24 protein-coding genes are annotated in these 24,137 nt (G+C 70.0%); 15 read left to right on the top strand and 9 right to left on the bottom strand.

The annotated features are described in order from the left end of the window. Positions 1-67 precede the first annotated feature (67 nt). Complete coding sequence (locus DC434_RS11205; RefSeq protein ID WP_116635342.1) at positions 68-1,294, top strand: pyridoxal phosphate-dependent aminotransferase; 1,227 nt, start codon at positions 68-70, stop codon at positions 1,292-1,294. Here the strand turns inward: DC434_RS11205 and DC434_RS11200 are convergent. After that, positions 1,218-2,450: a P-loop NTPase gene (locus DC434_RS11200; protein WP_165808053.1), complete on the bottom strand. Its 1,233-nt coding sequence runs from the start codon at positions 2,448-2,450 to the stop codon at positions 1,218-1,220. The genes DC434_RS11205 and DC434_RS11200 overlap by 77 nt on opposite strands. Positions 2,451-2,455: 5 nt before the next feature. After that, positions 2,456-3,076: an SAF domain-containing protein gene (locus tag DC434_RS11195; protein WP_116635340.1), complete on the bottom strand. Its 621-nt coding sequence runs from the start codon at positions 3,074-3,076 to the stop codon at positions 2,456-2,458. Between the two features lie 97 nt (positions 3,077-3,173). Between DC434_RS11195 and DC434_RS11190 the strand changes: the two genes are divergently transcribed. Then, the gene (locus tag DC434_RS11190) at positions 3,174-3,452 is read left to right on the top strand and encodes a helix-turn-helix domain-containing protein (RefSeq protein ID WP_116635339.1); all 279 of its coding nucleotides are present in this window, start codon (positions 3,174-3,176) and stop codon (positions 3,450-3,452) included. Here the strand turns inward: DC434_RS11190 and DC434_RS11185 are convergent. Continuing rightward, positions 3,440-4,051, bottom strand: a complete 612-nt coding sequence (locus DC434_RS11185) for a hypothetical protein (RefSeq protein WP_116635338.1) — start codon at positions 4,049-4,051, stop codon at positions 3,440-3,442. The two genes, DC434_RS11190 and DC434_RS11185, sit on opposite strands and share 13 nt — an antisense overlap. Positions 4,052-4,178: 127 nt before the next feature. Between DC434_RS11185 and DC434_RS11180 the strand changes: the two genes are divergently transcribed. Both DC434_RS11180 and DC434_RS11175 read left to right on the top strand, forming a co-directional pair. Further along, positions 4,179-4,565, top strand: a complete 387-nt coding sequence (locus DC434_RS11180) for an Rv3235 family protein (protein WP_116635431.1) — start codon at positions 4,179-4,181, stop codon at positions 4,563-4,565. Positions 4,566-4,589: 24 nt separating this feature from the next. Then, positions 4,590-6,074, top strand: coding sequence for a PAS domain-containing sensor histidine kinase (locus tag DC434_RS11175; protein WP_116635337.1), 1,485 nt, complete (start codon positions 4,590-4,592; stop codon positions 6,072-6,074). A 69-nt stretch (positions 6,075-6,143) separates the two neighbouring features. On the opposite strand, the gene DC434_RS11170 is transcribed toward DC434_RS11175, so the two are convergent. Further along, positions 6,144-6,392 carry a WhiB family transcriptional regulator gene (locus DC434_RS11170; RefSeq protein ID WP_028503730.1) on the bottom strand — a complete coding sequence of 83 codons (249 nt, stop codon included), beginning with the start codon at positions 6,390-6,392 and terminating at the stop codon, positions 6,144-6,146. A gap of 234 nt (positions 6,393-6,626) precedes the next feature. On the opposite strand from DC434_RS11170, the gene DC434_RS11165 reads away from it, so the two are divergent. Beyond that, complete coding sequence (locus DC434_RS11165) at positions 6,627-7,013, top strand: hypothetical protein (RefSeq protein WP_116635336.1); 387 nt, start codon at positions 6,627-6,629, stop codon at positions 7,011-7,013. A 22-nt stretch (positions 7,014-7,035) separates the two neighbouring features. Here the strand turns inward: DC434_RS11165 and bcp are convergent, their stop codons facing one another. From bcp to aroA, 3 genes are read right to left on the bottom strand one after another with little or no spacing between them, the layout of a single operon-like run. Further along, on the bottom strand, positions 7,036-7,509 hold the full coding sequence (gene bcp / locus DC434_RS11160; protein WP_116635335.1) for a thioredoxin-dependent thiol peroxidase: 474 nt from the start codon (positions 7,507-7,509) through the stop codon (positions 7,036-7,038). A gap of 9 nt (positions 7,510-7,518) precedes the next feature. Then, entirely contained in the window at positions 7,519-8,589 is a 1,071-nt protein-coding gene (gene rsgA, locus DC434_RS11155) for a ribosome small subunit-dependent GTPase A (RefSeq protein ID WP_116635334.1), read from the bottom strand. A gap of 3 nt (positions 8,590-8,592) precedes the next feature. Then, positions 8,593-9,909: a 3-phosphoshikimate 1-carboxyvinyltransferase gene (gene aroA, locus DC434_RS11150; protein WP_116635333.1), complete on the bottom strand. Its 1,317-nt coding sequence runs from the start codon at positions 9,907-9,909 to the stop codon at positions 8,593-8,595. Positions 9,910-10,035: 126 nt separating this feature from the next. Here aroA and DC434_RS11145 point away from each other — a divergent pair, with 126 nt between their 5' ends. From DC434_RS11145 to DC434_RS11135, 3 genes are read left to right on the top strand one after another with little or no spacing between them, the layout of a single operon-like run. Further along, on the top strand, positions 10,036-10,641 hold the full coding sequence (locus DC434_RS11145; RefSeq protein ID WP_243408894.1) for a sigma-70 family RNA polymerase sigma factor: 606 nt from the start codon (positions 10,036-10,038) through the stop codon (positions 10,639-10,641). Then, a complete protein-coding gene (locus DC434_RS11140) occupies positions 10,638-10,883 on the top strand; it encodes a zf-HC2 domain-containing protein (protein ID WP_116635331.1) in 246 nt (81 codons plus the stop codon). Before DC434_RS11145 ends, DC434_RS11140 begins: the two co-directional genes overlap by 4 nt. Positions 10,884-10,916: 33 nt before the next feature. Continuing rightward, a complete protein-coding gene (locus tag DC434_RS11135; RefSeq protein WP_116635330.1) occupies positions 10,917-12,218 on the top strand; it encodes a GNAT family N-acetyltransferase in 1,302 nt (433 codons plus the stop codon). 71 nt (positions 12,219-12,289) lie between these two features. Here DC434_RS11135 and DC434_RS11130 read toward each other — a convergent pair whose 3' ends face one another. Beyond that, the gene (locus tag DC434_RS11130; RefSeq protein ID WP_116635329.1) at positions 12,290-15,970 is read right to left on the bottom strand and encodes a multifunctional oxoglutarate decarboxylase/oxoglutarate dehydrogenase thiamine pyrophosphate-binding subunit/dihydrolipoyllysine-residue succinyltransferase subunit; all 3,681 of its coding nucleotides are present in this window, start codon (positions 15,968-15,970) and stop codon (positions 12,290-12,292) included. Between the two features lie 160 nt (positions 15,971-16,130). Here DC434_RS11130 and DC434_RS11125 point away from each other — a divergent pair, with 160 nt between their 5' ends. The 3 genes from DC434_RS11125 (at position 16,131) to DC434_RS11115 (ending at position 20,071) form a co-directional block, all read left to right on the top strand. Then, on the top strand, positions 16,131-17,585 hold the full coding sequence (locus DC434_RS11125) for a GuaB1 family IMP dehydrogenase-related protein (protein ID WP_116635328.1): 1,455 nt from the start codon (positions 16,131-16,133) through the stop codon (positions 17,583-17,585). A 111-nt stretch (positions 17,586-17,696) separates the two neighbouring features. Continuing rightward, positions 17,697-19,013: a hemolysin family protein gene (locus tag DC434_RS11120; protein ID WP_116635327.1), complete on the top strand. Its 1,317-nt coding sequence runs from the start codon at positions 17,697-17,699 to the stop codon at positions 19,011-19,013. Next, positions 19,010-20,071, top strand: a complete 1,062-nt coding sequence (locus tag DC434_RS11115; protein WP_116635326.1) for a hemolysin family protein — start codon at positions 19,010-19,012, stop codon at positions 20,069-20,071. The genes DC434_RS11120 and DC434_RS11115 overlap by 4 nt, the downstream gene beginning before the upstream one ends. A gap of 72 nt (positions 20,072-20,143) precedes the next feature. On the opposite strand, the gene DC434_RS11110 is transcribed toward DC434_RS11115, so the two are convergent. Then, positions 20,144-21,211 (bottom strand): NADH:flavin oxidoreductase/NADH oxidase, encoded by a 1,068-nt coding sequence (locus tag DC434_RS11110; RefSeq protein ID WP_116635325.1) that lies wholly within the window; start codon positions 21,209-21,211, stop codon positions 20,144-20,146. 56 nt (positions 21,212-21,267) lie between these two features. On the opposite strand from DC434_RS11110, the gene DC434_RS11105 reads away from it, so the two are divergent. Genes DC434_RS11105 through DC434_RS11090 form a run of 4 tightly spaced genes read left to right on the top strand, consistent with a single transcriptional unit; the run spans position 21,268 to position 24,135 of the window. Beyond that, the gene (locus tag DC434_RS11105) at positions 21,268-22,101 is read left to right on the top strand and encodes an NAD(P)H-hydrate dehydratase (protein ID WP_116635324.1); all 834 of its coding nucleotides are present in this window, start codon (positions 21,268-21,270) and stop codon (positions 22,099-22,101) included. After that, positions 22,098-23,336 (top strand): hypothetical protein, encoded by a 1,239-nt coding sequence (locus DC434_RS11100; RefSeq protein WP_243408893.1) that lies wholly within the window; start codon positions 22,098-22,100, stop codon positions 23,334-23,336. The genes DC434_RS11105 and DC434_RS11100 overlap by 4 nt, the downstream gene beginning before the upstream one ends. A 3-nt stretch (positions 23,337-23,339) precedes the next feature. Beyond that, positions 23,340-23,669 carry a thiamine-binding protein gene (locus DC434_RS11095; RefSeq protein WP_116635322.1) on the top strand — a complete coding sequence of 110 codons (330 nt, stop codon included), beginning with the start codon at positions 23,340-23,342 and terminating at the stop codon, positions 23,667-23,669. Beyond that, complete coding sequence (locus DC434_RS11090) at positions 23,662-24,135, top strand: GNAT family N-acetyltransferase (protein WP_116635321.1); 474 nt, start codon at positions 23,662-23,664, stop codon at positions 24,133-24,135. The genes DC434_RS11095 and DC434_RS11090 overlap by 8 nt, the downstream gene beginning before the upstream one ends. The last annotated feature ends 2 nt before the right edge of the window (positions 24,136-24,137 follow it).

The following is a 24,137-nucleotide window of genomic DNA, read 5'->3' as shown; positions in this document are numbered from 1 at the left end:
CCGTAGCGACGAAGAGAGGGCCATTCCGTGTGGATTGGCCCTCTCTTCGTCGCTGTAGGCTTGGTCGATGACCCCAACGCGCAACTTCGACCAGTCGTCGAAGCTCAAGAACGTCCTGTACGAGATCCGCGGAAACGCGCTCGTCGAGGCGGCGCGGCTGGAGGCCGAGGGGCACAAGATCCTCAAGCTGAACACCGGCAATCCGGCGATCTTCGGCTTCGACGCTCCGCACCAGATCGTGCACGACATGCTTGCGGCTCTTCCCACGGCGCACGGCTACAGCGACAGCAAGGGCATCATCTCGGCCCGCCGCGCCGTCGTCAGCCGCTACGAGCAGATCGAGGGCTTCCCGCGATTCGATCCGGACGACGTCTACCTCGGCAACGGCGTGTCCGAGCTGATCACGATGACGATGCAGGCGCTGCTCGACGAGGGCGACGAGGTGCTCATCCCCGCGCCCGACTACCCGCTGTGGACGGCCATGACGAGCCTCGCCGGCGGCACGCCCGTGCACTACCTGTGCGACGAGGACGACGGCTGGCAGCCCGACCTCGAGGACATCCGCTCGAAGATCACGCCGCGCACCAAGGCGATGGTCATCATCAATCCCAACAACCCCACCGGTGTCGTCTACTCCCGCGAGATCCTCGAGGGGCTCGTGCAGATCGCGCGGGAGCACCAGCTGCTGCTGCTCTCCGACGAGATCTACGACCGCATCCTGTTCGACGGCGCCGTGCACATCCCGACGGCGACGCTCGCCCCCGATCTGCTCTGCCTGACGTTCAACGGACTCTCCAAGACCTACCGCGTCGCCGGCTACCGCTCGGGCTGGATGGTGATCACGGGGCCGCAGGATCACGCCAAGGGCTTCCTCGAGGGGATCACGCTGCTGGCGTCGACCCGGCTGTGCCCGAACGTCCCTGCGCAGCACGCCGTGCAGGCGGCTCTCTCCGGAGTGCAGTCGATCGATGCGCTGATCGCGCCGACCGGGCGCCTGCATGAGCAGCGCGACATCGCCTGGGAGGGCTTGGAAGCCATCCCTGGTGTCTCGTGCGTCAAGCCGGAGGGGGCGCTGTACGCCTTCCCGCGACTCGACCCGAACGTCCACGAGATCCGCGACGACGCGAAGCTCGTCTACGATCTGCTCGTCTCGGAGCACATCCTGCTGGTGCAGGGCACGGGATTCAACTGGCCGACGCCGGATCACCTGCGCCTGGTCACTCTGCCCGAGCCGCGAGTGCTGAGCGAAGCCGTCGAGCGACTGGGGAACTTCCTCGCGAGCTACCGGCAGTAGCCGGTCCCCGGCCTTCTCCCGCGAGAGAGACTGCGAGCCGGCGCACCGCGGCGACGAGCGCGGATCGTGGTGTGACGTCGCAGAGGGGCCTTGCGTGCAGGAGGGCGGCGTCGGCGGCGCGTCGATCGAAAGGCAGGAACTCCAGATCGGTGATGCCGGCGAACCGCTCGAGGGTGCGTCGCACCTGACCGCGTGCGTCGAGGCCCAGAGGCCCCGGGCGGATCTGGTTCACGACGACGGTCACGGGCGTCGGTGACACCAGGCGTCGGAGCTCGGCATGGTCGCGCAGGAATCGGCTGATCCCGACCGGGTCGGCCGACGCGACCGCGACGATGAGGTCGGCCTCCTGCAGCGCCGTCGACGTGGCGGCGTGGCGACGCGGGCCTGCCAGATCGCTGGTCACCTCGTCGTCGGCGTCGAAGGACGCCGCGACGTCGACGACCGTCTCGTCGACCCACTCGCGGCAGGCGCGCAGGGCGGCGCCGAGACGCGCCGCTGAGAGCTCCGGCCAGCGACTCGGACGGTTGAGTCCCGGCAGGACCTCGAGCTCGCCGGCGCTGGTGGAGATCGTGGTCGCCAGACGCGTCAGCTCCGTCGCATCGAGACCGCCGAGCTCGGCGCGCCGACACGCAGCCGCGATTCCGGGAGACTCGTCGCTGAGCCCGAGCAGCAGGGCGAGGGAGGGCGCCGTCGAGTCCGCGTCGACGAGCGCGGTGGTGCGACCGGCACGGGAGAGTTCGACCGCGAGCTGGATCGCGACGGTCGATCGCCCCGGTGCGCCCTGCGGGCCCCACACGGCGATGACGCGACGCGGAGCAGCGTCGGGGACACGGGCCGGGCGAGGCGTCTCCGCCGCCAGAGCTGCGGCGACCTCCCATCCGGCGGCGTCCGCCGGAAGCGCCGCGGCGAGTCCGAGTCGGCCGAGGAGGCGGGTCTCCGTGCCTCCGAGCGCGAGGATGCGCACGCCGGCGCGATCGCAGGCGGCGATCAGGCTCGCGGTCAGCACCGCACGTGTGGCGGGGACCACGATGGCTTCGACGCCGGGCAGCAGATCGATCGCCGCGGTCGGGGGCACGATCGCGGCGACGCGGATCTCCTCTGCATCGAGCTCTGCGGCGAGTGCGGCGGCCCGCGGCTCAGGGATGGCGAGGATCACCGACGTCATCGTACGGACCGGATCGGGACGACCGAGAGCGAGGAGCCTCCCGTGACGGCGGCGAGGACATCCGCGACATCGGAGCGGGCGATCACGATCTCGACCCGGGTGCCCGCGTCGGCGAGCATGGTGTCGTCCTCGAGCACCTCGCGGACGCTCGCCTCGGCGACGAGGATGCGCGGAGCATCGAACGAGCGCCCGTCCTCGAGCCGAGGCGCCTGCCATACCTCGACCACCGCTCCGCTCTCCACGTCGTCGGGGATGCCCGTGCTGCTCTCGATCACGATGGTGGTGCTGCGACTCTCGGCGGCATCGGCCGTCGCCGAGATGGGCACGATCTCGCCTCTCTCCAGCGTTCGGGATGCCACCTGCCCCGGCTGGAGGTCCTGGGGACCGAGGTACTCGTCCGCGAGTGCGCCGAGCCCGATCTCGACGACCTGGAAGTCACCCGACGTCAGGACTTCGCCCTCGGTGATGGTGCGGCCGGCCTGAAGCACGGGCGCCGCGTCGTCGGCGGCGGAGACGATGAGCCAGACGCCCGTGATGGAGACGACGACCAGGGCGATGCCGACGAGGAAGCGCACGTCGCCCCAGAATGCGCGCCGAGGACGGGAGAGGACAGCCATGGCGACATCGTCACAGAAATCCGGCCGACGCCCGTCGAGTTATCCACAGGGCCGGATCGGCCGATGCGGGCACGGGGGAGTGCGGGACAATGGGGCCATGGCAGATCCGCTCGCGTCCGCTCCGCGATTCCTCGCACCTGCGCAGGTCGCCGAGCTGCTGAGCATCGGCGTCGACGAGGTGATCACCCTCGTCCACGAAGGCCGCCTGCGCGGGTCGCAGCTCGGAACGCCGCCGCGCTGGCGCGTCGAGGAAGCCAGCCTGCAGGACTACCTGGCCGAGCAGTCCGAGACCTCTCGTCGCATGGCGCTGTGGCGTCAGTCCCAGACCGCGAGCTTCCCCGAGGTCTGGGGAACATCGTCTGCTCACGGCATCTGAGTCCCCGGCGTCCGCACCGCGACCAGCCGCGAGAACGGGATGACGCGAAACCCATGGACCGCGGACGCACGTCGGGCGTCTCCCCTGTCGTGCACCGCGAGATCGAGATGATCTGCGGCGGCGCGATCGATCGTGCCGTGCGCGTCTTCCCCCGTGAGCGTGCTCACCTGCACCGCGACACGACGGCGCGCGAGATCGCGCAGCACGAACCCGAGCGTCATCCGCTCGCGGAGCGCGTGCTCTGAAGGGGCCGGCTCCTCGAGGCTCGCGAGGATCATGCCGTGATCGAGCGTGATTCCGGCGATCGCGTGCTCGGGGACGAGCAGCGTCGAAGGGCCGGCCTGCGTGCCGTCGGCGACGCGCGAGGTCACCGCGATCCAATCCGCTCCCAGAGCGCGCAGCGTCACCGGGAGGCGCCGTCCGTTCGCGAGGTCGATCACGGCCTCCGCGCCGAGGGCGCACAGCATCCGCAGTCGCGCACGCAGCTCGAGACGCGCGATCCGCAGGCGCTCCGACTCGGCATCGAGGGCGGCGCGCTCGGCTTCCCACTCCGAGGCCAGCTGACCCTCGAGATCTTCGAACAGTCGATCCCAGTGCATCCGACCGAGAGTAGGCCACGTCCGGGAACGACGTACGAGTTATCCACATTCCTCTCGGGCGACGCCCACGGTGACGGACTTCCCGTGCTCTACTGGCGCGCAGTCCGCCCCGATCGAGAGTCCGATGATGACGCTTCACGAGTACTTCGCGCCGCAGCCCACGCCCACCGTCGAGCTGCCGGACCCCGTTCCGCTGCTCCGCAGCCTGACGCAGGGAGCGCTCGAGGTGCTCGCCGGGGTCAGAGAGGTCGATCAGCTCGCCCGATGGTTCAGCGAAGACGCGTTCCGGAGTCTCGCGACGAGGGCGAACCTCTCGGCGAGGGCGCGCAGCGCGCGAGGAGTCCCACCGGCGCGTCCGACCTTCGAGATCCTGTCGATCCGGGTGTGCGAGCCGACGGACGGGGTGATCGAGGCCGTCGTGGTCGTGGCGGGTCCGGGACGCACCCGCGCGGTCGCCGTGCGTCTCGAGGGCTTCGACCGCCGGTGGCGCGCGAGCTCTCTGGCCATCCTCTGAGCCATGTCGCCCTAGGCTGGAGGGGTGTCAACCCTCAGTGATCTCGCCCACGCCCAGGGTCGTCTGACCGACAGCGATGTGGAGTGGCTCCATCGGCTCGCCGGCGACGGCCAGCTTCTCGCCGACCTCGCGTCGGCCGACATCGTCATCTGGATCCAGACCGAGGACGGATCGTTCGTCGCCGTGGCCCACGCGAGGCCCAGTGGAGCGGCGACGCTCTTCTACCGGGACATCGTGGGGGAGAGGGTGCGACCGCAGTGGCGCACCCAGGTGCAGGGAGCCTTCGAGTCGGCGACGATCGTCGACTCGTCCTCACCCGACTGGTTCGAGGAGACGCCGACGCGGGTGCGCGCCGTCCCGATCGTGAGCGAGCGCCGCGGGTCGGGAACCGAGCCGACGGTCATCGGGGTCGTGACCAGGCACACCAACCTCGGAGAGGCGCGGACGCCGTCCCGTCAGCAGATCACGTTCGACGAGTGCGCGAACGACCTCTTCCGGATGATCGCCGACGGCAGCTTCCCCGACCTCGCGGCACCGACGTCGCCGCGGCGGGGTGCGCCTCGCGCGTCGGACGGTCTCATCCGCATCGACGTCGACGGGATCACCACGTTCGCGAGCCCGAACGCCCTCTCGGCGTTCAACCGCATGGGCTTCGACGACGAGCTCGAGGGCGAGTCGCTCGCCGAGGTGACGACGCGGCTCGTGCCGCCGTCGCGCCAGGTCGACGAGTCGCTGCCCGTCGTCGTCACGGGGCGCGCACCATGGCGCACCGACATCGAGGCTCGAGGGGTGACCGTGTCGCTGCGAGCCATCCCGCTCAAGGACCACGGCACCCGGATCGGGGCCATCGTGCTCTGCCGCGACGTGTCGGAGCTCCGTCACCAGGAGCAGGAGCTCATCACGAAGGATGCGACCATCCGTGAGATCCATCACCGGGTGAAGAACAACCTCCAGACGGTGGCGTCGCTGCTGCGCATCCAGGCGCGGCGCACGCATTCCGACGAGGCGCGCGACGCCCTCACGCAGGCGATGCGGCGCGTGGACTCGATCGCCGTCGTGCACGACACGCTCGCGCAGGGGCTCACGCAGAAGGTCGATTTCGACGAGGTCTTCCACCGCGTCCTCAAGCTCGTGGCCGAGGTCGCCTCGGCGCCGAACACGCGGGCGCGCACGCAGTCGACCGGACGGTTCGGGGTGCTGCCGAGCGAGTACGCGACGCCCCTCGCCCTGGCTCTCACCGAGGTCGTCACGAACGCCGTCGAGCACGGACTCGCGGGCCGGGAGGGCCTGGTGACGATCGATGCCACCCGCACCGAGGACAACCTCCGCGTGACCGTGCACGACACCGGTCTCGGGTTGCCGGAGGGTCGGATCGGCCAGGGCCTCGGCACTCAGATCATCCGCACGCTCATCCAGGGCGAGCTCGGCGGCACGATCGAGTGGCGTGGCAGCGAGGGCGAGGGCACCGAGGTGGTCATCGACATTCCGCTGCGCTGGCTGCAGCCCTGAGCATCACCCCGCGCACCGCGCACAGGAAAGCGGCCTGAGACACGAGGTCTCAGGCCGCTTCCGTGAGGTTCAGGAGGCGCGGCGGGCGCGGGCGGCGCGGCGCTTCAGAGCGCGGCGCTCGTCTTCGGAGAGACCGCCCCAGACGCCCGAGTCCTGGCTGCTCTCGAGGGCGTACTGCAGGCAGATCTCGGTCACCGTGCAGGTGGCGCAGACGGTCTTCGCCTTCTCGATCTGGTCGACGGCCGGACCGGTGTTCCCGACGGGGAAGAACAGCTCGGGATCGACAGTCAAACAGGCGGCTTTGTCGCGCCAGTCCATGGGGGCTCCTCGGTGTGGATTTCAAAGAGATGTCGCGACGCGACCGCTCGATTCGGGCTACTGTTCGGGTTCAGTTACCCTGTTGAGATGCGGACGGATGCCCGCGAATTGTGATGCGAGCGAAACGCCCGCCCCACGCCGCTGTGGGAGCACATGACGCTGTCTATTCTGTTACATGAAACCTGCGAAATCAAGGGTTTTCCGCCTTCTCATTCGATTCTCAGGAGACACATCGTGCGTGCACCCGGACTCGCTCTCGCGGCGTCTGTCGTTCTCGCCGCGGAGGGGGCGGCACTGCTCGTCTTCGCGGTCATCGAGCTCGCCGGACTCGGAGCAGGTGACGCGGCATCCCTCCCGACGGCACTCGCGCTGATCGTCCTCACGCTCATCGGTGCAGCCGCCCTGATCGCCTTCGCCGTCGGCACCCGCAGCGGGCGTTCCTGGGCGCGGTCGGGGGGAGTGGTCTTCCAGGTGCTCGCGGTCGCGCTGGCACTCGCCTCGCTCACGATCCAGCCCATCTCCTGGACCTTTACGCTGGCCGTGGGACTCCCCGCCCTTCTCGGCTTCGTCCTGCTCATCGCCAGTGCGCGACGCGAGGGCGAGCAGCGCGAAGCGGAGTGAGCGCCGGAGGCCGCTCCCGGTCTCAGGCGTCGATACCCAGCAGCTTGCGGATGCGGGCGACGTGGCCGGTGGCCTTCACGTTGTAGAGCGCGATGTCGATGACGCCGTCCGCGTTGAGAACGAAGGTCGAGCGGATGACGCCCTCGATCACCTTGCCGTAGTTCATCTTCTCGCCCCACACCCCGTAGGCGGAGTGGACCGCGTGGTCCGGGTCGCTGAGGAGGGTGAAGGTGAGTCCGTCGCGCTCGCGGAACGCGGCCAGCGTCGAGGGCTCGTCGCGGGAGATCCCGATGACGCGGTAGCCGGCGCCCTGGAGAGAGCCGATGCTGTCGCGGAAGTCGCACGCCTGGGTCGTGCAGCCGGGCGTCATCGCCGCCGGGTAGAAGTACAGGACGACCTTCTCGCCGCGCAGGTCGGCGAGCGAGATGCGGGTGCCGTCCTGGTCGAGGAGGCTGAAGTCGGGGGCTGCGGTTCCGGGTTCGAGGCGCTGAGTCACCCGTCCACCCTATCGGCCGGGGGTCTGTTCGGCCTTGTCGGAGAACGTCTGCAGCAGCCGCTGCAGCGAATCGAGGCGGGCGCGTCCGGTCTCGCTGAGCTCGCCTCTCTCCGCGGCCTCGATGAGGGCGCAGTCGGGGGCGTCGGCGAGGTGCGTGCACCCGCGCGGGCAGTTCTCGGCGATCTCGGCCAGCTCGGTGAATGCCGCCAGGATGTTCGCCGGGTCGACGTGTCCGAGGCCGAAGGAGCGCACGCCGGGCGTGTCGATGACCCACCCGGTGCCGAGCGCGCCGTGATACCTCAGGGACACGGTCGACGACGACGTGTGGCGGCCGCGACCGGTGACCTGGTTGACGTGCCCGGTGGCCCGCTCGGCCGTCGGCACGAGGGCGTTCACGAGCGTCGACTTGCCGACGCCGGAGTGTCCGACGAACACGGTGGAGTGGCCGACGAGCGCGGCACCGATCTCCTCCACCGGCATCTCCTCCAGCGCGCTGGTGAACACGCGCAGGTCGAGGCCGTCGAAGTGCGCGAGGAACTCGGTCGGATCGGCGATGTCGGTCTTGGTCACGACGAGGAGCGGGCGGATGCCGGCATCCAGGGCCGCGACGAGATACCGGTCGACGAGCCGGGCGCGCGGTTCGGGGTCGGCAGCGGCGACCACCACGAGCATCTGGTCGGCGTTCGCGACGATGACCCGCTCGACCTGGTCGGTGTCATCGGCGCTGCGCCGCAGCAGCGAGGTGCGGTCGGCGATGCCGATGATGCGGCTGAGCGTGCCCTCGTCTCCCGAGGTGTCGCCGACCACGCGCGCCTGGTCGCCGGTGACGATCGGCATGCGGCGGAGCTCCCGCGCGCGGACGGAGCTGATGACGTGCTCGTCATCGGTGTCTTCGTCGAGCAGCACGGTGTAGCGGCCGCGGTCGACCCCGAGCACGCGACCGGTCTGCGCGTCGTCATGGGCGGGCCGCCGCTTGGTGCGCGGCCGATTCGCCTTCGGATTCGGGCGCGTGCGGATGCTGCTCTCGTCGAAGTCCTCGAAGTCGTCGTCGAGGTCGTCGGTGTCGTCGAGCCAGCTCATCGGTCAGCCTCGCAGCATCCGCTCCCAGAGCATCGTGAACTCCGGGAGGGTCTTCGCGGTGGTGCCGATGTCGTCGATCTCGACGCCGGGGACGCGCAGGCCGATGAGCGCTCCGGTGGTGGCCATCCGGTGGTCGTGATGCGCGGCCCAAGCGCCTCCGTGCAGCGGAGCCGGGATGATGCGCAGACCGTCGGTCAGCTCTTCGGCGTCGCCGCCGAGGGCACGGAGATTGCCGATGAGGGCGGCGATGCGGTCGGTCTCGTGCAGGCGGATGTGCCCGATGCCGCGGATCGTCGTCGGCGAGTCCGCGAAGGCGGCGAGCCCCACCAGAGTGGGGGTGAGCTCGCTCGCCGCGGAGAGATCCATGTCGAGCCCGCGGATGCCGGACCCGGCGCGCACGGTGAGCGTGCCGCCGTGGCGGCCGACGTGCGCGCCCATGGCCTGCAGGATCTCCGGAAGGAGGGCGCCTGGCTGGGTGGAGTGCGCCGGCCATCCGGTGATCGACACCGCGCCGCCCGTGACGAGCGCGGCAGCCAGGAATGGCGCGGCGTTGGAGAGGTCGGGCTCGATCGCGATCTCCTTGGCGCGGGGGACTCCGGCCTCGACGAGCCACTCGCCGACCGCGGGACGCTCGATGCGGATGCCGCGTCGGCTCAGCGCCTCGATGGTCATGTCGATGTGCGGGAGGCTCGGCAGGTGCTCGCCGGTGTGCACGAGGTGCAGGCCGACATCGAAACGGGGTGCGGCGAGCAGGAGCCCGGAGACGAACTGACTCGACGCGGAGGCGTCGATCTCGACACGGCCGCCTCGGATGCGGCCGTGACCGCGGATCGTGAACGGCAGCGCCCAGGTGCCCTCGTCGTCGATGTCGACGCCGAGGTCGCGGAGCGCGCTGATCAATCCGCCCATCGGACGGTGCAGCGCGGTCTCGTGGGCGGTGAGGTGCACGTCGTGGGCAGCGAGACCGGCGAGCGGGGCGATGAAACGCATCACCGTGCCGGCCTGACCGCAGTCCACCGTCTTGCCGCCCTCGAGCTTCGCGGGGGTCACGACCAGGTCGGGGCCGAACTCGTGTCCGGCATCCACCTCCTCGATGCCGACGCCCAGCGCGCGCAGCGCGTCGACCATGCGCGCCGAATCGTCGGAATGCAGCGGGGCGATCAGCCGACCGGGTCCGTCGGCGATCGCGGCGATGATGAGCTCGCGATTGGTCAGCGACTTCGACCCGGGGATGGTGAGCTCGGCGTGTACCGGATCGTCCACGGTGGGCGCGGCATAGGCGCCCTGGACTCGGGCGGGGGAATACCTGTTCGCGCTCATCGGTTCTCACTTTAGTGAACAGGATGCCCGCGGCGTGAAGGCGCGGGCGTCCGCCGAGGAGGAGAGTGCATGCTGGGCACGCTGGAACGCGGGACGCTGGACATCAGCGGCCTAGACTGGCCGGTGATGGATGACACCGCAACCGCAGAGACCGTCGGCGACCCTCGGCGCGAATTCGAGGAGCAGGCGATCCCCTTCATGGATCAGCTCTACGCCGCCGCGATGCGCATGACGCGCAACCCGGCCGACGCCGCCGACCTCGTGCAGGAGACGTTCGTGAAGGCGTACGGCTCCTGGGCGACGTTCTCGCAGGGCACCAACCTCAAGGCGTGGCTCTACCGCATCCTGACGAACACCTACATCAACATCTATCGCAAGCGGCAGCGCGAGCCCTACCAGGGCACGATCGACGAGCTCGAGGACTGGCAGCTGGGTGGCGCCGAGTCGACCACCGCGACGCACGGCCGTTCGGCCGAGGCCGAGGCGATCGACCGCATGCCGGCATCCGTCGTGAAGGATGCCCTCCAGGCCGTCCCGGAGGACTTCCGGCTGGCGGTGTACTTCGCGGATGTCGAGGGCTTCGCCTACCAGGAGATCGCCGACATCATGAAGACCCCCATCGGCACCGTGATGAGCCGCCTGCACCGTGGCAGGCGCATGCTGCGGGAGCTGCTGGCTGACTACGCCGCCGAGCGAGGCATCGCCGCGGCTGACACGAGGAGCACGAAATGAGCGACTGCGGCTGCGACAAGGCCCGCCAGGATCTGGAGGAGTACCTCCGCAACGAGGTGTGCAAGACCGAGCACACCGAGATCCGGGAGCATCTCGAGAACTGCGCATCGTGCCGGGACGAGGCTCTCGTCGCCACGACGCTCACCGAGGTCGTCGCCCGCGCCTGCAAGGAGACGGCTCCGGAGCAGCTGCGCGATCAGGTGTTCGCCCGTCTGCGCGAAGTCCAGGCCTCTCAGCACTGACCCTCCGTCGGGGGCCGTCGGTAGGCTGGATCGATGACCATCGATGCGCGTGATGTGCCCGCCGACCCGACCTCGACCGAACGGCTGCGCGCCGCGGGACTCGACTACCGCGTCGTCGATCTGACGGTCGACGAGAGCGCGAGCGGGTTCCAGCGGGCCGCCGACCGCGGCTTCCTCGGAGCCGAGCCGAGTGCGGAGTCGCTCGCCCAGAACCGGAAGACGTTCGCCGAGCGACGCAACATCGGGGTCTACGAGCCCGGTGCACCGGCGTCTGCGTTCCCGGTCGCGACGACCAACGCCTGGGTGACGCCGCTCACCATCCCCGGCGGTGGCGAACTGGACATGTGGGCGATCAGCATGGTGACGGTCGCCGCCACTCATCGTCGCCGCGGCATCGCCCGGTCGCTGCTCGAGGGCGAACTCCGCGCCGCGGCCTCCGCCGGAGTCCCGATGGCCGGCCTCACCGTCTCCGAGGCGACGATCTACGGCCGGTACGGATTCGGCTCCGCGATCCCTGTCGCGCATCTCACGATCGACACCCGCCGTGCCGGGTGGGGCGGCGCGACGCCGTCCGGACGGGTCGAGTACGTCGATCGCGAGGCCCTGGCCGCCGACATCGGCACCGTGCACGAGCGTGCGCGTCACGCCGTATCAGGCCGCATCCCCGGCTGGCAGGGTCGGTGGGAGGGCCTCTCGGGCGCATCGCCGGCGGGTCAGGACCGCGACAAGGTGCGAGGGGTCCGCTTCCTCGACGACGCCGGCGAACTCCGCGGCGCGCTCGCCTACACGGTGCACGAGAAGGGCGACTCGTTCCGCTTCCGGCTCGACATCGGGCTCCTGGTCGCCGAGACGCCCGACGCCGTGGCGGCGCTCTGGCGCTTCGCGCTGCAGCACGACCTCGTCGACGAGGTCACCGCCGATCTCCGTCCGCTCGACGATCCGCTGCCGTGGCTGGTGGCGGACCCGCGCGGCGTGACGCAGGTCGTGCACGACCATGGCTGGCTGCGCATCCTCGACGTGCCGGTCGCGCTCTCCGCCCGCCGGTACTCGGCTCCGCTCGACACCGTCATCCGCGTCGAGGACCCGCTCGGTTTCGCGAGCGGCGACTGGCATCTCCGCGTCGACGGCGCCGGTGCCGCGACGGTCGACCGAGTGGAGACTGCGACGCCGGACATCTCGCTCGACGTCTCCGTGCTGTCCTCCCTGTACGCCGGTGGGGTGCGGACAGCGTCCCTGCACGGAGCCGGGCGCATCACCGCGGACGCCGCGGCTGTCGAAGCCCTCGACCGCGCGCTGATCGCGTTCCCCGCGCCGTCGCTCGACATCTGGTACTGACGCGTCCAGCGGGAACGAGAGAAGGCGCCCCGACCGTGAGGTCGAGGCGCCTTCGTCGTCGGCGGGAGCGCTCAGCCGAGCGTGAGCGCCTCGCGGAGCAGCTTCGCCTGCTCGGCGGCGTGCACCTTGGAGGATCCGGTGGCCGGCGATGCGGATGCCGTGCGAGCCACAGGGCGGAAGGAGCGGTCACCGGGGACGTCGGCGAAGGCGAGTGCCAGGAACGGCCACGCGCCCTGGTTCTCCGGCTCCTCCTGCACCCACACCAGCTCGGCGTTCGGGTACGAGTCGGTGATGGCCTTGAGCTCGTCGATCGGCGTCGGGTACAGCTGCTCGAGCCGGACCAGGGCGATCTCCGGGTTCGGGTTCTTCTCGAGGTCGGCGCGGAGATCCCAGTGCACCTTGCCGGAGTGTACGAGCACGCGCTTCACGGCGGCACGATCGAGATCGCGGTGGTCGTCGATCACGGGCTCGAAACGGCCCTGGGTGAAGTCCTCGACCGGGCTGGTCGCGCCGCGCAGACGCAGCATGGCCTTCGGGGTGAAGACGATCAGCGGCTTGCGCGGACGGGCGTAGGCCTGTCGACGCAGCAGATGGAAGTACGACGCCGGGGTCGAGGGACGGGACACGATCATGTTGTCCTGCGCGCACAGCTGCAGGAAGCGCTCGATGCGAGCCGACGAGTGGTCGGGTCCCTGGCCCTCGTAGCCGTGGGGGAGGAGCAGCGTGACGCTGGACTGCTGTCCCCACTTCTGCTCGGCGGCGGAGATGTACTCGTCGATGACCGACTGGGCGCCGTTGACGAAATCTCCGAACTGCGCCTCCCACAGGACGAGCGCCTCGGGAGCCTCGACGGAATAGCCGTACTCGAAGCCGAGGGCGGCGTACTCGCTGAGGAGCGAGTCGTAGATGAAGAAGCGGCCCTGCGCGTCGGAGAGGTTCGACAGCGGGAGCCACTCCTGGCCGTTCGCGCGGTCGTGCAGGGTGGCGTGACGCTGCACGAACGTGCCCCGGCGCGCATCCTGACCAGCGAAGCGCACGGGCGTGCCCTCGACGAGCAGCGAACCGAACGCGAGAAGCTCGCCGAAGCCCCAGTCGATGCCGCCGTTGCGGCTCATGTCGAGACGCTTGTCGAGCAGCTGCTGGATCTTCGGGTGCACCGTGAAGCCCTCGGGCTTGTTCACGAACGCATCGCCGATGAGCTGGATGACCTCGTTCGGCACGCCGGTGATGTCCGGTGCGCCGATCTGCTCCTCGACCGGGAGGAGATCGGGCGCGATCGGCGTCGCACCGGTCTCCGCGGCGTGCGTCTCGGCGAAGGCGATCTCGAGGCGGTTCTGGAAGTCCGCCTTCGCCTCGTCGTACTCCTGCTCGGTGATGTCACCGCGGCCGACGAGCGACTCGGTGTAGAGCTTGCGGACCGAGCGCTTCGCCTGGATCAGGTCGGTCATCAGAGGCTGCGTCATCGAGGGGTCGTCGCCCTCGTTGTGACCACGTCGGCGGTAGCAGACCAGGTCGATCACGACGTCGCGGTGGAAGCGCTCGCGATACTCGAAGGCGAGCTGGGCGACGTGGATGACGCCCTCGGGGTCGTCGCCGTTCACGTGGAACACCGGCGCCTGGATCGTCTTGGCGACATCGGTCGCGTAGACCGAGGTGCGACCGTCGTTCGGCGACGTCGTGAAGCCGACCTGGTTGTTGACGACCACGTGGATGGTGCCGCCGGTGCGGTAGCCGCGCAGCTGCGACATCTGCAGCGTCTCGACCACGACGCCCTGGCCTGCGAAGGCCGCGTCACCGTGGACGAGGATCGGCAGCCAGGCGAAGGTGCCGATGGGCTTGCGGTCCTGCTTGGCGCGGACGATGCCCTCGAGGACTCCGTCGACCGTCTCGAGGTGCGAGGGGTTCGCGGCGAGGTAGACGGGGAGCTCGGAGCCGTCGTCGGCGACGAAGGTGCCCTCGGTGCCGAGGTGGTACTTCACATCGCCGGAGCCGCGCTGGTTGCCCGGGGTCTGCGTGCCCTCGAACTCGCGGAACACCTGCCCGTAGGTCTTGCCGGCGATGTTGGTGAGCACGTTCAGACGACCGCGGTGGGCCATGCCGATCGCCGCGCCCTCGAGTCCGGCCGTCGCGGCGCCCTGGAGGATCTCGTCGAGAAGCGGGATGAGCGACTCGCCGCCCTCGAGCGAGAACCGCTTCTGGCCGACGAACTTCGTCTGCAGGAACGTCTCGAACGCCTCGGCCTCGTTGAGCTTGCGGAGGACGCGGAGCTGCTCGTCGTGGCCGGGCTTCTGGTACTTGACCTCGACCTTCTCCTGGAACCAGCGGCGCTGCTCCGGGTCCTGGATGTGCATGTACTCGATGCCGAGCGTGCGGCAGTACGAGTCGCGCAGCACGCCGAGGATGTCGCGCAGCTTCGCGAGTCGCCGGCCCCCGAAGCCGCCGGTGACGAACTCGCGATCCAGGTCCCAGAAGGTGAGCCCGTGGCTCTCGATCTCGAGGTCGGGGTGCGACCGCTGCACGTACTCCAGCGGATCGATGTCGGCCATCAGGTGGCCGCGCACGCGGAAGGAGTTGATGAGCTCCTGCACGCGGGACTGCTTGTCGACGCGCTCGGCGAGGTCGACCGCGATGTCGGGGTTCCAGCGGATCGGCGCGTACGGGATGCGCAGCGCCGCGAAGATGTCGTCGTAGAAGCCGCGCTGCCCGATGAGCAGCTCGTGCACCTTCTTGAGGAACTCGCCCGACCCGGCGCCCTGGATGACGCGGTGGTCGTAGGTGCTGGTCAGGGTGATGGTCTTGCCGATCGCGAGCTCGTTGAGCGTCTTGTCGCTCGCGCCCTGGAACTCGGCCGGGTACTCGAGGGCGCCGGCGCCGATGATGCAGCCCTGGCCCTTCATCAGACGCGGAACCGAGTGCACGGTTCCGATGCCGCCCGGGTTGGTCAGCGACACCGTGGTGCCCTGGAAGTCCGCGGCGGTCAGCTTGTTGCCGCGGGCGCGCGTGACCAGATCCTCGTACGCCGACAGGTACTCGGTGAAGCTCAGGGTGTCGGCGCGCTTGATGCTCGGGACCATGAGGGCGCGCGTGCCGTCGGGCTTGGGCAGGTCGATCGCGATGCCGAGGTTCACGTGCGCCGGTGCGACGACGGACGGCTTGCCGTCGATCTCGGCGTAGAACACGTTCTGGCTGCGGAACTCGTCGAGGGTGCGGATGAGCGCCCAGCCGATGAGGTGCGTGAAGCTGATCTTGCCGCCACGCGTGCGGGCCATGTGGTTGTTGATGACGATGCGGTTGTCGATCATCAGCTTCGCCGGAACGGTGCGGACGCTGGTCGCGGTCGGGACGGTCAGGGACTCGTCCATGTTCGCCGCGAGGGTCTTGGGGAGGCCGCGGAGCGGGGTGACCTTGTCCTCTTCGGCGGCGTCGACGGCTTCCTTCGCCGCAGGCTTCGGCGCCTGGGCGGGGATCGGAGCCGTGGCCGCCGGCTTGGTGGTGGTCCGTGCGACCGGCTGCGAGCCGATCACCGGGATCGGTGCCGTGACGGGATGCGCGGCCGTGTCAGCGGGGGCCGCGGGGGCAGCCGCAGGAGCCGCGGAGCCGGTGGTGTCCGCGTGGTACTTCTCCAGAACCGGCCACCACTCCTTGTCGACCGAGTCGCGGTTCTCCTTGAACTGCTCGTAGAGCTCTTCGACGAGCCAGGAATTGGCTCCGAACCCCCCGTCGCCTCCGACGCCGGTCACCTGGTTCGACACGCTGTATCGCCCTCTTTCATCGCTGAAGCACTCTGGTGCAGACGACGGCGCAGGATGCGCCCGGGTCCGCACACTCTCGACTGTCAAGCCTAACGTGTTTCGCCCCGGCAATCGTCGAAGCCGTGTGCCGACCGCGCGGCGATCTGAGTACCGTGGAGACATGAACTTCTCAGGTGCGCAGCCGACCGTCGATCTGACCTATTCGGACGTCTTCCTGGTTCCGCGCCGATCCGCGGTGACCAGTCGTCTCCAGGTCGATCTCGCGCCGCAGGACGGGACACCGGCGACGCTGCCCCTGGTGGCCTCGAACATGAACTCGGTGACGGGTCCGCGTCTCGCGGCCGTGCTCGCCCGCCGCGGCGGACTCGGCGTGCTTCCGCAGGACCTGCCGCTGCAGGACCTGGACGCCGCGATCCGCGACGTCAAGGCTCAGCCCGTGCTCTGGGACACGCCGATCGTGCTCCCGCCGGAGGCGTCCGTCGCCGACGCGCTCCGTCTGCTCCCGCCGACCGCAGGGCACGGGATCGTCGTCGCCCGCGGCGAGGCGCCGATCGAGGTCGGCCGGGTGCTCGGCATCCTTCCGGCGACGCGGCTGGCCACGGCGCTCCCGGATGCGCAGCTGGGCGATCTCGTGCACAGCGGCGTCCCATCGATCGACGCGGAGGACATCGGCTCGGAACGCCACGCCTTCGACGTGATCACGGATGCCGACGTCGAGATGGTGACCGTGATCCATCACGGGCATCTGGTGGGAACGCTGAGCGCGCGCACCGCGCTGCGCTCCACGCTGTATCGTCCGGCGCTCGACGCCGACGGCCGCCTCGCCGTCGCCGCCGCTGTCGGTATCAACGGGGATGTGGCCGCGAAGGCCAAGGCGCTCGCCGGCGCCGGGGTCGACGTGCTGGTGGTCGACACCGCCCACGGGCACCAGGAAGGGATGCTGCGCGCGCTGCGCGCGGTCGCCGACCTCGACCTGGGCCTGCCGATCGTGGCGGGGAACATCGTCACCGCCGACGGCGCGCGCGACCTCGTCGATGCGGGAGCGTCGATCCTCAAGGTCGGCGTGGGCCCCGGCGCGATGTGCACGACGCGCATGATGACCGCGGTCGGGCGACCCCAGTTCTCGGCGGTGCTCGAGACCGCGCAGGCGGCGCGAGAGCTCGGGGCCCATGTCTGGGCGGACGGCGGGGTGCGGTACCCCCGCGACGTGGCGCTCGCGCTCGCCGCCGGCGCGGCATCCGTCATGGTCGGCTCCTGGTTCGCCGGCACGATCGAGGCGCCGGGGGAACTGCAGCGCGACGGAGAGGGACGGATCTTCAAGGAATCGTGGGGCATGGCCTCGACCAAGGCGGTCCAAGCGCGGTTCGGCCGCCTCGACGCCTACGAGCGTGCGCGCAAGGAGCTCTTCGCCGAGGGGATCTCCTCGTCGACGATCTACCTGGATCCGCTCCGCCCCGGACTGGAGGACCTGCTCGACATGATCACCTCGGGCGTGCGCTCGTCGTTCACGTACGCCGGCGCGTCGTCGGTGCCGGAGTTCCACGACCGGGCTCTCGTCGGCCTCCAGTCGGCCGCGGGATACGAGGAGGGCAAGGCGCTCCCGGTCAGCTGGTAACCGAGTCGCGCTCCCCGCCGGGTTCTGTAGAATCGTCCGCATAATGGACGACCCTCCCAGTTGCAGTACATCGCCCCACTGTCCGCCTCTCTCACCGGAGAGGAACCTCTGATGGACTACATCATGTTGGGCGTGGGGCTCCTGCTCACGGTCGGCACCGGCCTCTTCGTCGCGAGCGAGTTCGCGCTGGTCAATCTCGACCGCGCCGACCTCGAGGCGCGTCAGGCACGAGGCGAATCCCGGCTCTCGCTCACGATCAGCGCTCTCAAGCACACGTCGACGCATCTCTCGTCGGCGCAGCTCGGCATCACGCTGACGACGCTCCTCACCGGTTACACGATGGAGCCCGCGCTGTCGAACCTGCTCCGTCCGACTCTCCTCGCCTGGAGCATCCCCGAGGCTGCCGTCGCTCCGATCGCGACGATCGTCGCGATGCTGGTCGCCACGGTGCTGTCGATGATCCTCGGCGAGCTGGTCCCGAAGAACTTCGCGCTGGCGCTGCCGCGGCAGACCGCCAAGCTCGTCATCCCCTTCCAGGTCGCGTTCACGACGGTGTTCAAGCCCGCCATCGTGGTGCTCAACGGCAGCGCGAACGGTGTGCTGCGCAGCATGGGCATCGAGCCCAAGGAGGAGCTCTCCGGTGCGCGCAGCGCCGAGGAGCTCTCGTCCCTCGTCCGCCGCTCCGCGAACGCGGGGCTGCTCGAGGCCGACACGGCCAGCCTGCTCGACCGCACGCTCACCTTCTCGCGGCTCAGCGCCGCCGATGTGATGACGGCTCGGCCGAGCATGCATGCGCTCGCCGCGGGCGACTCCGCCGATGACGTCATCCAGCTGGCACGTCGCACCGGCCACAGCCGCTTCCCCGTCTACGACGACGACCTCGACGACATCTCCGGCGTCGTGCACCTGAAGGCGGCCATCTCGGTGCCGCGTGAGCGTCGCGCGGAGGTACCGGTGGGCGCTCTCGCGACGGACGCGCTCCGGGTCCCGGAGACCGTGCACGTCGACGGTCTCATCTCCGAGCTCCGCGCTCGCGGCTACCAGCTCGCCATCGTCGTCGACGAGTACGGCGGCACCGCGGGTCTCGTGACACTCGAGGACCTCGTCGAGGAGCTCGTCGGCGAGGTGTCGGACGAGCACGACCGCACGAGGGCCGGCATCGTCCGCGGGCGCGACGGCATCATGTTCCCGGGTGAGCTGCGACCGGACGAGCTGCGCAGCCGCGCCGGAGTCGTGGTTCCGGAGGGCGACGTCTACGACACGGTCGGCGGGTACGTCATGAGCGTGCTCGAGCGCGTGCCGACCGTCGGAGACGAGGTGACGGTCGACAGCGGCATGCTCCAGGTCGTCCGGATGGACGGCCGGAGGGTCGACCGCGTGAGATACGTCCCGAGACCGCACCACACCGCAGAGGAGGCCACCCGATGAACGATTGGGGAGGACTCGCCTGGCTCGTGGTGCTGCTCGTCGCGAACGCGTTCTTCGTCGGTGCCGAGTTCGCGGTCATCTCCGCGCGTCGCTCGCAGATCGAGCCGCGCGCCGAGGAGGGCTCGCGCGCTGCCAAGACCGCGCTCTATGCCATGGAGCACGCGACGCTGATGCTCGCGACATCGCAGCTCGGCATCACGATCTGCTCGCTGCTGATCCTGAACGTCTCCGAGCCCGCGATCCACCACCTGCTCGCCGTGCCGATGCACGCGCTCGGCTGGTCGGACGGCGTCGTCGATGTGGTGTCGTTCACGATCGCGCTGCTGATCGTCTCGTTCCTGCACGTCGTGTTCGGCGAGATGGTGCCGAAGAACCTCGCGTTCTCGGTGCCGGACCGGGCCGTGCTGATCCTGGCGACCCCGCTCGTGTGGGTGTCGAAGATCTTCATGCCGGTGATCTGGCTCCTGAACGCGGCCGCCAACGGCGTGCTGCGACTGTTCCGGGTCGAGCCGAAGAACGAGGCCGCCTCGACCTTCACGCTCGACGAGGTCGCGACCATCGTCGATCAGTCGCGCCGAGAGGGCGTGCTGACCGATACCGCGGGAACCGTGGCGGCCGCCGTGGAGTTCACGGACAAGAAGGCGCGCGACGTGGCCGTTCCGCTCAGCGACCTCATCACGCTGCCGCAGTCGACGACACCCGATGACATCGAGAAGGCGGTCGCCCGATACGGGTTCTCCCGCTACGTGATCGTCGATGCGGATGCCGTGCCGGTCGGCTACGTCCATCTGAAGGACATCCTGCGGGCTTCCGACGGCCCGGACGCCGCCGAGAAGCTGGTGGAGCCGCTTCCGGCGAAGCGCATCCACCACATGGTCCCCGTGCAGGAGGACACCGATCTGGAGGACGCCCTCGCGCTCATGCGCCGTGCCGGTCGTCATCTGGCCAAGGTGCGCGACGCGGACGGCCGCACGACCGCCGTGCTGTTCCTGGAGGACATCCTGGAGGAGCTCGTCGGCGAGGTGCAGGACGCGACCCGTCGCATCCGGGGACGCTGACCGCGCACGCCTCACGACGAAGGCCGCCGTCCCGGTTCTCGGGGCGGCGGCCTTCGTCCGGCACGGCGCCGGTCAGCGCCAGCGTGCGCGGTCGTACTGCGGCGGCCAGGCGACCTCGGCGCCGAGCTCGTGCGCCGCGCGGAGGCCGAAATGCGGATCGCGCAGCCATTCGCGTCCGGCGAAGATCGCATCGGCCGCGCCCCCGGCGAGCACCTGCTCGGCCTGTTCCGCCGCCGTGATGAGTCCGACGGCCGAGACCGGGATGCGTCCTCCCTGCCGGACGGTCTCGGCGAGGGGGACCTGGTAGCCCGGGAAGACCTCGATCCGCTGGTGGGCGACGAGCCCGCCGCTGGAGACGTCGATGAAGTCCGCGCCGTGCTGAGACGCCCAGTCTCCGACCACAGCCGCCTCGTCGGCGGTGAAGCCGCCGTCGGCGTGGTCCGTGGCCGAGATGCGCACGAACAGCGGAACCTCCTCGCCGACCTCGGCGCGGACGGCGTCCACGACGCGCAGGAGCAGTCGGGCGCGGTTGTCCAGCGACCCGCCGTACTCGTCGTCGCGGAGGTTCGACAGCGGCGACAGGAACTGGTGCAGCAGGTAGCCGTGCGCCCCGTGCAGTTCGAGCACGTCGAAGCCCGCGTCGACCGCGCGTCGGGCGGCCGCGGCGAAGGCGTCGACCACGCGGTCGATCCCTGCGGCATCCAGCGCGGCCGGATCGGCGAAGCCCTCGAAGGCGACGGCGGACGGTGCGCTCGTCGTCCACCCGCCCTCGTCGGACGGCACCGAGCCGCGACTCTCCGCCCACGGCCACCAGGTCGAGGCCTTGCGACCCGCGTGGGCGAGCTGGATCCCGGCGACCGCACCGCGATCGTGGATCGCCTGCACGATGGGAGCCCAGGCGTCGCGCTGGTCGTCGTTCCAGAGTCCGACGTCGCGCGGCGAGATGCGACCCTCCGGCACGACGGCGGTCGCCTCCGCCACGATGAGCCCCGCGCCGCCGGACGCGAACTGGGCGAGATGGCTGTGGTGCCATTCCTGCACGACGCCGTCGACGGCGCTGTACATGCACATCGGCGACACCCACAGGCGGTTGCGGAACGTGACGGATCGGATGGTCAGCGGGGAGAAAAGGAGGCTCACCGTTCGACGTTACCCCCGCGTGCGCGGGGCGGGGGCCGTCCCGCTAACGTGGAGTCATGGTCGAGGTGCGCGAGTGGACACGCAGCGATACCGCGCGGTTCCTCCGGGTGCCGACGTCGGACGACGACAAGTACGCTCGTGGCGTCGTCGCGCTGCGCACCGGCTCGCCCGCCTACCCCGGTGCCGCCGTCCTCGGTGTCGAGGCCGCGTGGCGGGCAGGTGCCGGTTTCGTCCGGTACGTCGGGGCGTCCCGAGTGGCGGATGCCGTGCTGGCTCGTCGTCCGGAGACGGTCGCCGGTCCCGACGCGGGCGGAACGCGGGTGGACGTCTGGGTGATCGGGTCGGGCACGGATCCGGGGGAGCGCAGCGACACCGAGACCCTGGCGCTGCGGGAGATCCTCTCCGGGTCGGTCACGGTGATCATCGACGCCGGGGCACTCGACCTCGCGCCTGGCACGCGCGCTCCCTTCCTCGTGACGCCGCACGCGCGCGAGTTCTCGAGGCTGCGGGAGCGTCTGCGGGTGCCCTCGTCGGGCGACGACCGTGCCGAGGCGGCGTCCCAGGTCGCCGCGAAGATCGGTGGAACCGTGCTGCTCAAAGGCGCTCGAACGCTGATCGCCGACCCGTCCGGAGCCGTCATCGCCGTGGAAGCCGGGACCGGCTGGCTGGCGACGGCAGGGACCGGGGATGTGCTCGCCGGCGCTCTCGGCGCGGTCACGGCCGCCAATCCCGGCGCCTCTCTGGCGGAGGCCGCAGCGGCGGGAGCGTGGTTGCACGGCCATGCCGCCCGCATCGCCGCGGGTGTGCTCGAGGGCGCACCGGGACACCCGATCGTCGCGATGGATGTCGCGGATGCTCTCCCGTCCGCGATCGCGGACGTCCTGGCGTGAGCCGGACCCGGACGACCCGCGTGGTCGTGCTGTGGTGTGTCTTCCTTTTCGTGCACCTCGTCACGGCCGCGCTGGGCTGGGTGTATCCGAGCCAGCCCATGGGCGACGTCGTCCTGGTCTATGAGCCCTGGGCGTCGTCGGCGATCGGCGGGGGAGCGATCATGGGTGTCAGCGATACGTGGGTCTATCCACAGCTCGCCCTCGTGCCGATGCTGCTGACCGCGGGACTGGCCGCGCCGCTCGTGCCGCTTCTCGGAGTCTCCGGTGCCTACCTGGTCGCCTGGGCGCTTCTGGTCACGGTGCTCGACGCTGTCGCGTTCGGCGTCCTGATCGGACGAGCGCCGTCCCGGCCGCGGCGCGTCGCCGCGTGGTTCTGGATCGCCGCCGTCCTGCTCCTCGGTCCCATCGCGATCTACCGGATCGACGCGATCACCGTCCCGCTCGCCGTGATCGGCGGACTCTGGCTCGCGTCGCGACCCGTCGTGGCCGTCGCGCTGCTGACGATCGGCGCCTGGATCAAGATCTGGCCGGGTGCTCTGGTCCTGGCGGCGATCCTGGCCGTCCGTGCGCGGATCCGGATGCTGCTCGCCGCCGCAGCCGTCAGCGCCGGTGTCGTCGTGGTGCTGCTGCTGCTCGGGGCGGACACCGAGGTGTTCGGCTTCCTCACCGAGCAGACGGGGCGCGGACTGCAGATCGAGGCCGTGGCGGCGACGCCGTTCCTGTGGCTTGCTGTCGCCGGCTCCGCGCGCATCGAGTACAGCTTCGAGATCCTGACGTTCCAGATCACCGGGTCCGGCACGGAGGCGGTCACCGCGATCCTCACGCCGCTCATGATCATCGCCGCGGCCGCCGTGGCCGCGATCGGCGCCGTGAAGGCCGCGCGCGGAGCATCCTTCGCCCGGCTCTTCCCGCCGCTCGCCCTGAGTCTGGTCGTCGTGCTCATCGTGACGAACAAGGTCGGTTCGCCGCAGTTCCAGACCTGGCTGATCGCACCCGTCGTGCTGTGGATCGTCTTCGACGGCATCCGGGCCCGCGTGCCCGCGCTGATCGTGCTGACCCTGTGCGCGCTGACCTGCCTCGTCTATCCGCTGAGCTATGACGCGCTGCTGCGGGCGGAGCTGCTGCCGGTCCTGGTGCTCACGCTGCGCAACGTCCTTCTCCTCGTGCTTCTCGCCGTCGGCATCCGGGCGCTCGCCCGTGTGCCCGCCCACCGACCTTCGAAAACCAGGGAGTGAACCATGCTGATCGCCTTCTCCGTCGCCCCGAGCGGCACCCCCGCCGGCGGTGCCGAGCGCACCGACGACTCCGTGCACGATGCCGTCGCCGCGGCGGTGCGCGTCGTCCGCGAATCGGGCCTGCCGCACCGCACCACCAGCATGTTCACCGAGGTCGAGGGGCCTGACTGGGACACCGTGATGGACGTCGTGAAGCGCGCGACCGAGGCCGTGATGCCGTTCGGCTCACGGGTCTCGCTGGTGCTCAAGGCCGACATCCGTCCGGGGTACTCCGGAGAGCTCGATGCCAAGATCGAGCGGCTCGAGGCGGCGATCGACGGGGCGGATGACTGACCGTCGCGCTCGCGCGGAGGTGACTCTCCGCCCTGCGGAGTCTGCGGACCTGGACTGGCTCGCCGATCTCCGCGCGATCGTGCTCCGCGCAGACCTGGAGCGTCTCGGGCGCTATGACGCCGTCCGCGTGCGGCAGCGGCTCCGCGACGCCTACGACCCATCGGTCACGCGGATCGTGGTCGTCGACGGCGAGGATGTCGGCTGCATCGCCGTGCGTCGCGAAGACGACACCCACTGGATCGAGCACTTCTACCTGGCTCGATCGCACCAGGGGCGTGGCGTCGGCGGACGCATCCTGTCGATGGTCCTGCAGGACGACGTGCTCTATCGGCTCAACGTGCTGCAGGGAAGCGCCGCGCGGCGCCTCTACGAGCGCCACGGCTTCGTCGTCGACCGGGAGGACGAGGTCGATGTCTTCATGAGCTTCGACCGGACGGGGCGGATCGAGGAGTCCGGGGACCGGTAAGC

It is taken from the genome of Microbacterium sp. TPD7012 (assembly GCF_003075395.1).
Lineage (GTDB): Bacteria > Actinomycetota > Actinomycetes > Actinomycetales > Microbacteriaceae > Microbacterium.
The sequence above is the reverse complement of the archived record's forward strand: the minus strand, read 5'-3'. Positions and strand labels throughout refer to the sequence as shown.

What these genes read in the sequence shown, in the direction of transcription:
- DC434_RS11105 (WP_116635324.1), top strand. Translation starts at nt 21,268, where the DNA reads ATGGTCGAGGTGCGCGAGTGGACACGCAGCGATACCGCGCGGTTCCTC.
- DC434_RS11205 (WP_116635342.1), top strand. Translation starts at nt 68, where the DNA reads ATGACCCCAACGCGCAACTTCGACCAGTCGTCGAAGCTCAAGAACGTC.
- DC434_RS11125 (WP_116635328.1), top strand. Translation starts at nt 16,131, where the DNA reads ATGAACTTCTCAGGTGCGCAGCCGACCGTCGATCTGACCTATTCGGAC.
- DC434_RS11195 (WP_116635340.1), bottom strand. Translation starts at nt 3,076, where the DNA reads ATGGCTGTCCTCTCCCGTCCTCGGCGCGCATTCTGGGGCGACGTGCGC.
- DC434_RS11140 (WP_116635331.1), top strand. Translation starts at nt 10,638, where the DNA reads ATGAGCGACTGCGGCTGCGACAAGGCCCGCCAGGATCTGGAGGAGTAC.
- aroA (WP_116635333.1), bottom strand. Translation starts at nt 9,909, where the DNA reads ATGAGCGCGAACAGGTATTCCCCCGCCCGAGTCCAGGGCGCCTATGCC.
- DC434_RS11090 (WP_116635321.1), top strand. Translation starts at nt 23,662, where the DNA reads ATGACTGACCGTCGCGCTCGCGCGGAGGTGACTCTCCGCCCTGCGGAG.
- DC434_RS11185 (WP_116635338.1), bottom strand. Translation starts at nt 4,051, where the DNA reads ATGCACTGGGATCGACTGTTCGAAGATCTCGAGGGTCAGCTGGCCTCG.
- DC434_RS11095 (WP_116635322.1), top strand. Translation starts at nt 23,340, where the DNA reads ATGCTGATCGCCTTCTCCGTCGCCCCGAGCGGCACCCCCGCCGGCGGT.
- rsgA (WP_116635334.1), bottom strand. Translation starts at nt 8,589, where the DNA reads ATGAGCTGGCTCGACGACACCGACGACCTCGACGACGACTTCGAGGAC.
- DC434_RS11120 (WP_116635327.1), top strand. Translation starts at nt 17,697, where the DNA reads ATGGACTACATCATGTTGGGCGTGGGGCTCCTGCTCACGGTCGGCACC.
- DC434_RS11145 (WP_243408894.1), top strand. Translation starts at nt 10,036, where the DNA reads ATGGATGACACCGCAACCGCAGAGACCGTCGGCGACCCTCGGCGCGAA.
- DC434_RS11135 (WP_116635330.1), top strand. Translation starts at nt 10,917, where the DNA reads ATGACCATCGATGCGCGTGATGTGCCCGCCGACCCGACCTCGACCGAA.
- DC434_RS11180 (WP_116635431.1), top strand. Translation starts at nt 4,179, where the DNA reads ATGACGCTTCACGAGTACTTCGCGCCGCAGCCCACGCCCACCGTCGAG.
- DC434_RS11115 (WP_116635326.1), top strand. Translation starts at nt 19,010, where the DNA reads ATGAACGATTGGGGAGGACTCGCCTGGCTCGTGGTGCTGCTCGTCGCG.
- DC434_RS11170 (WP_028503730.1), bottom strand. Translation starts at nt 6,392, where the DNA reads ATGGACTGGCGCGACAAAGCCGCCTGTTTGACTGTCGATCCCGAGCTG.
- DC434_RS11190 (WP_116635339.1), top strand. Translation starts at nt 3,174, where the DNA reads ATGGCAGATCCGCTCGCGTCCGCTCCGCGATTCCTCGCACCTGCGCAG.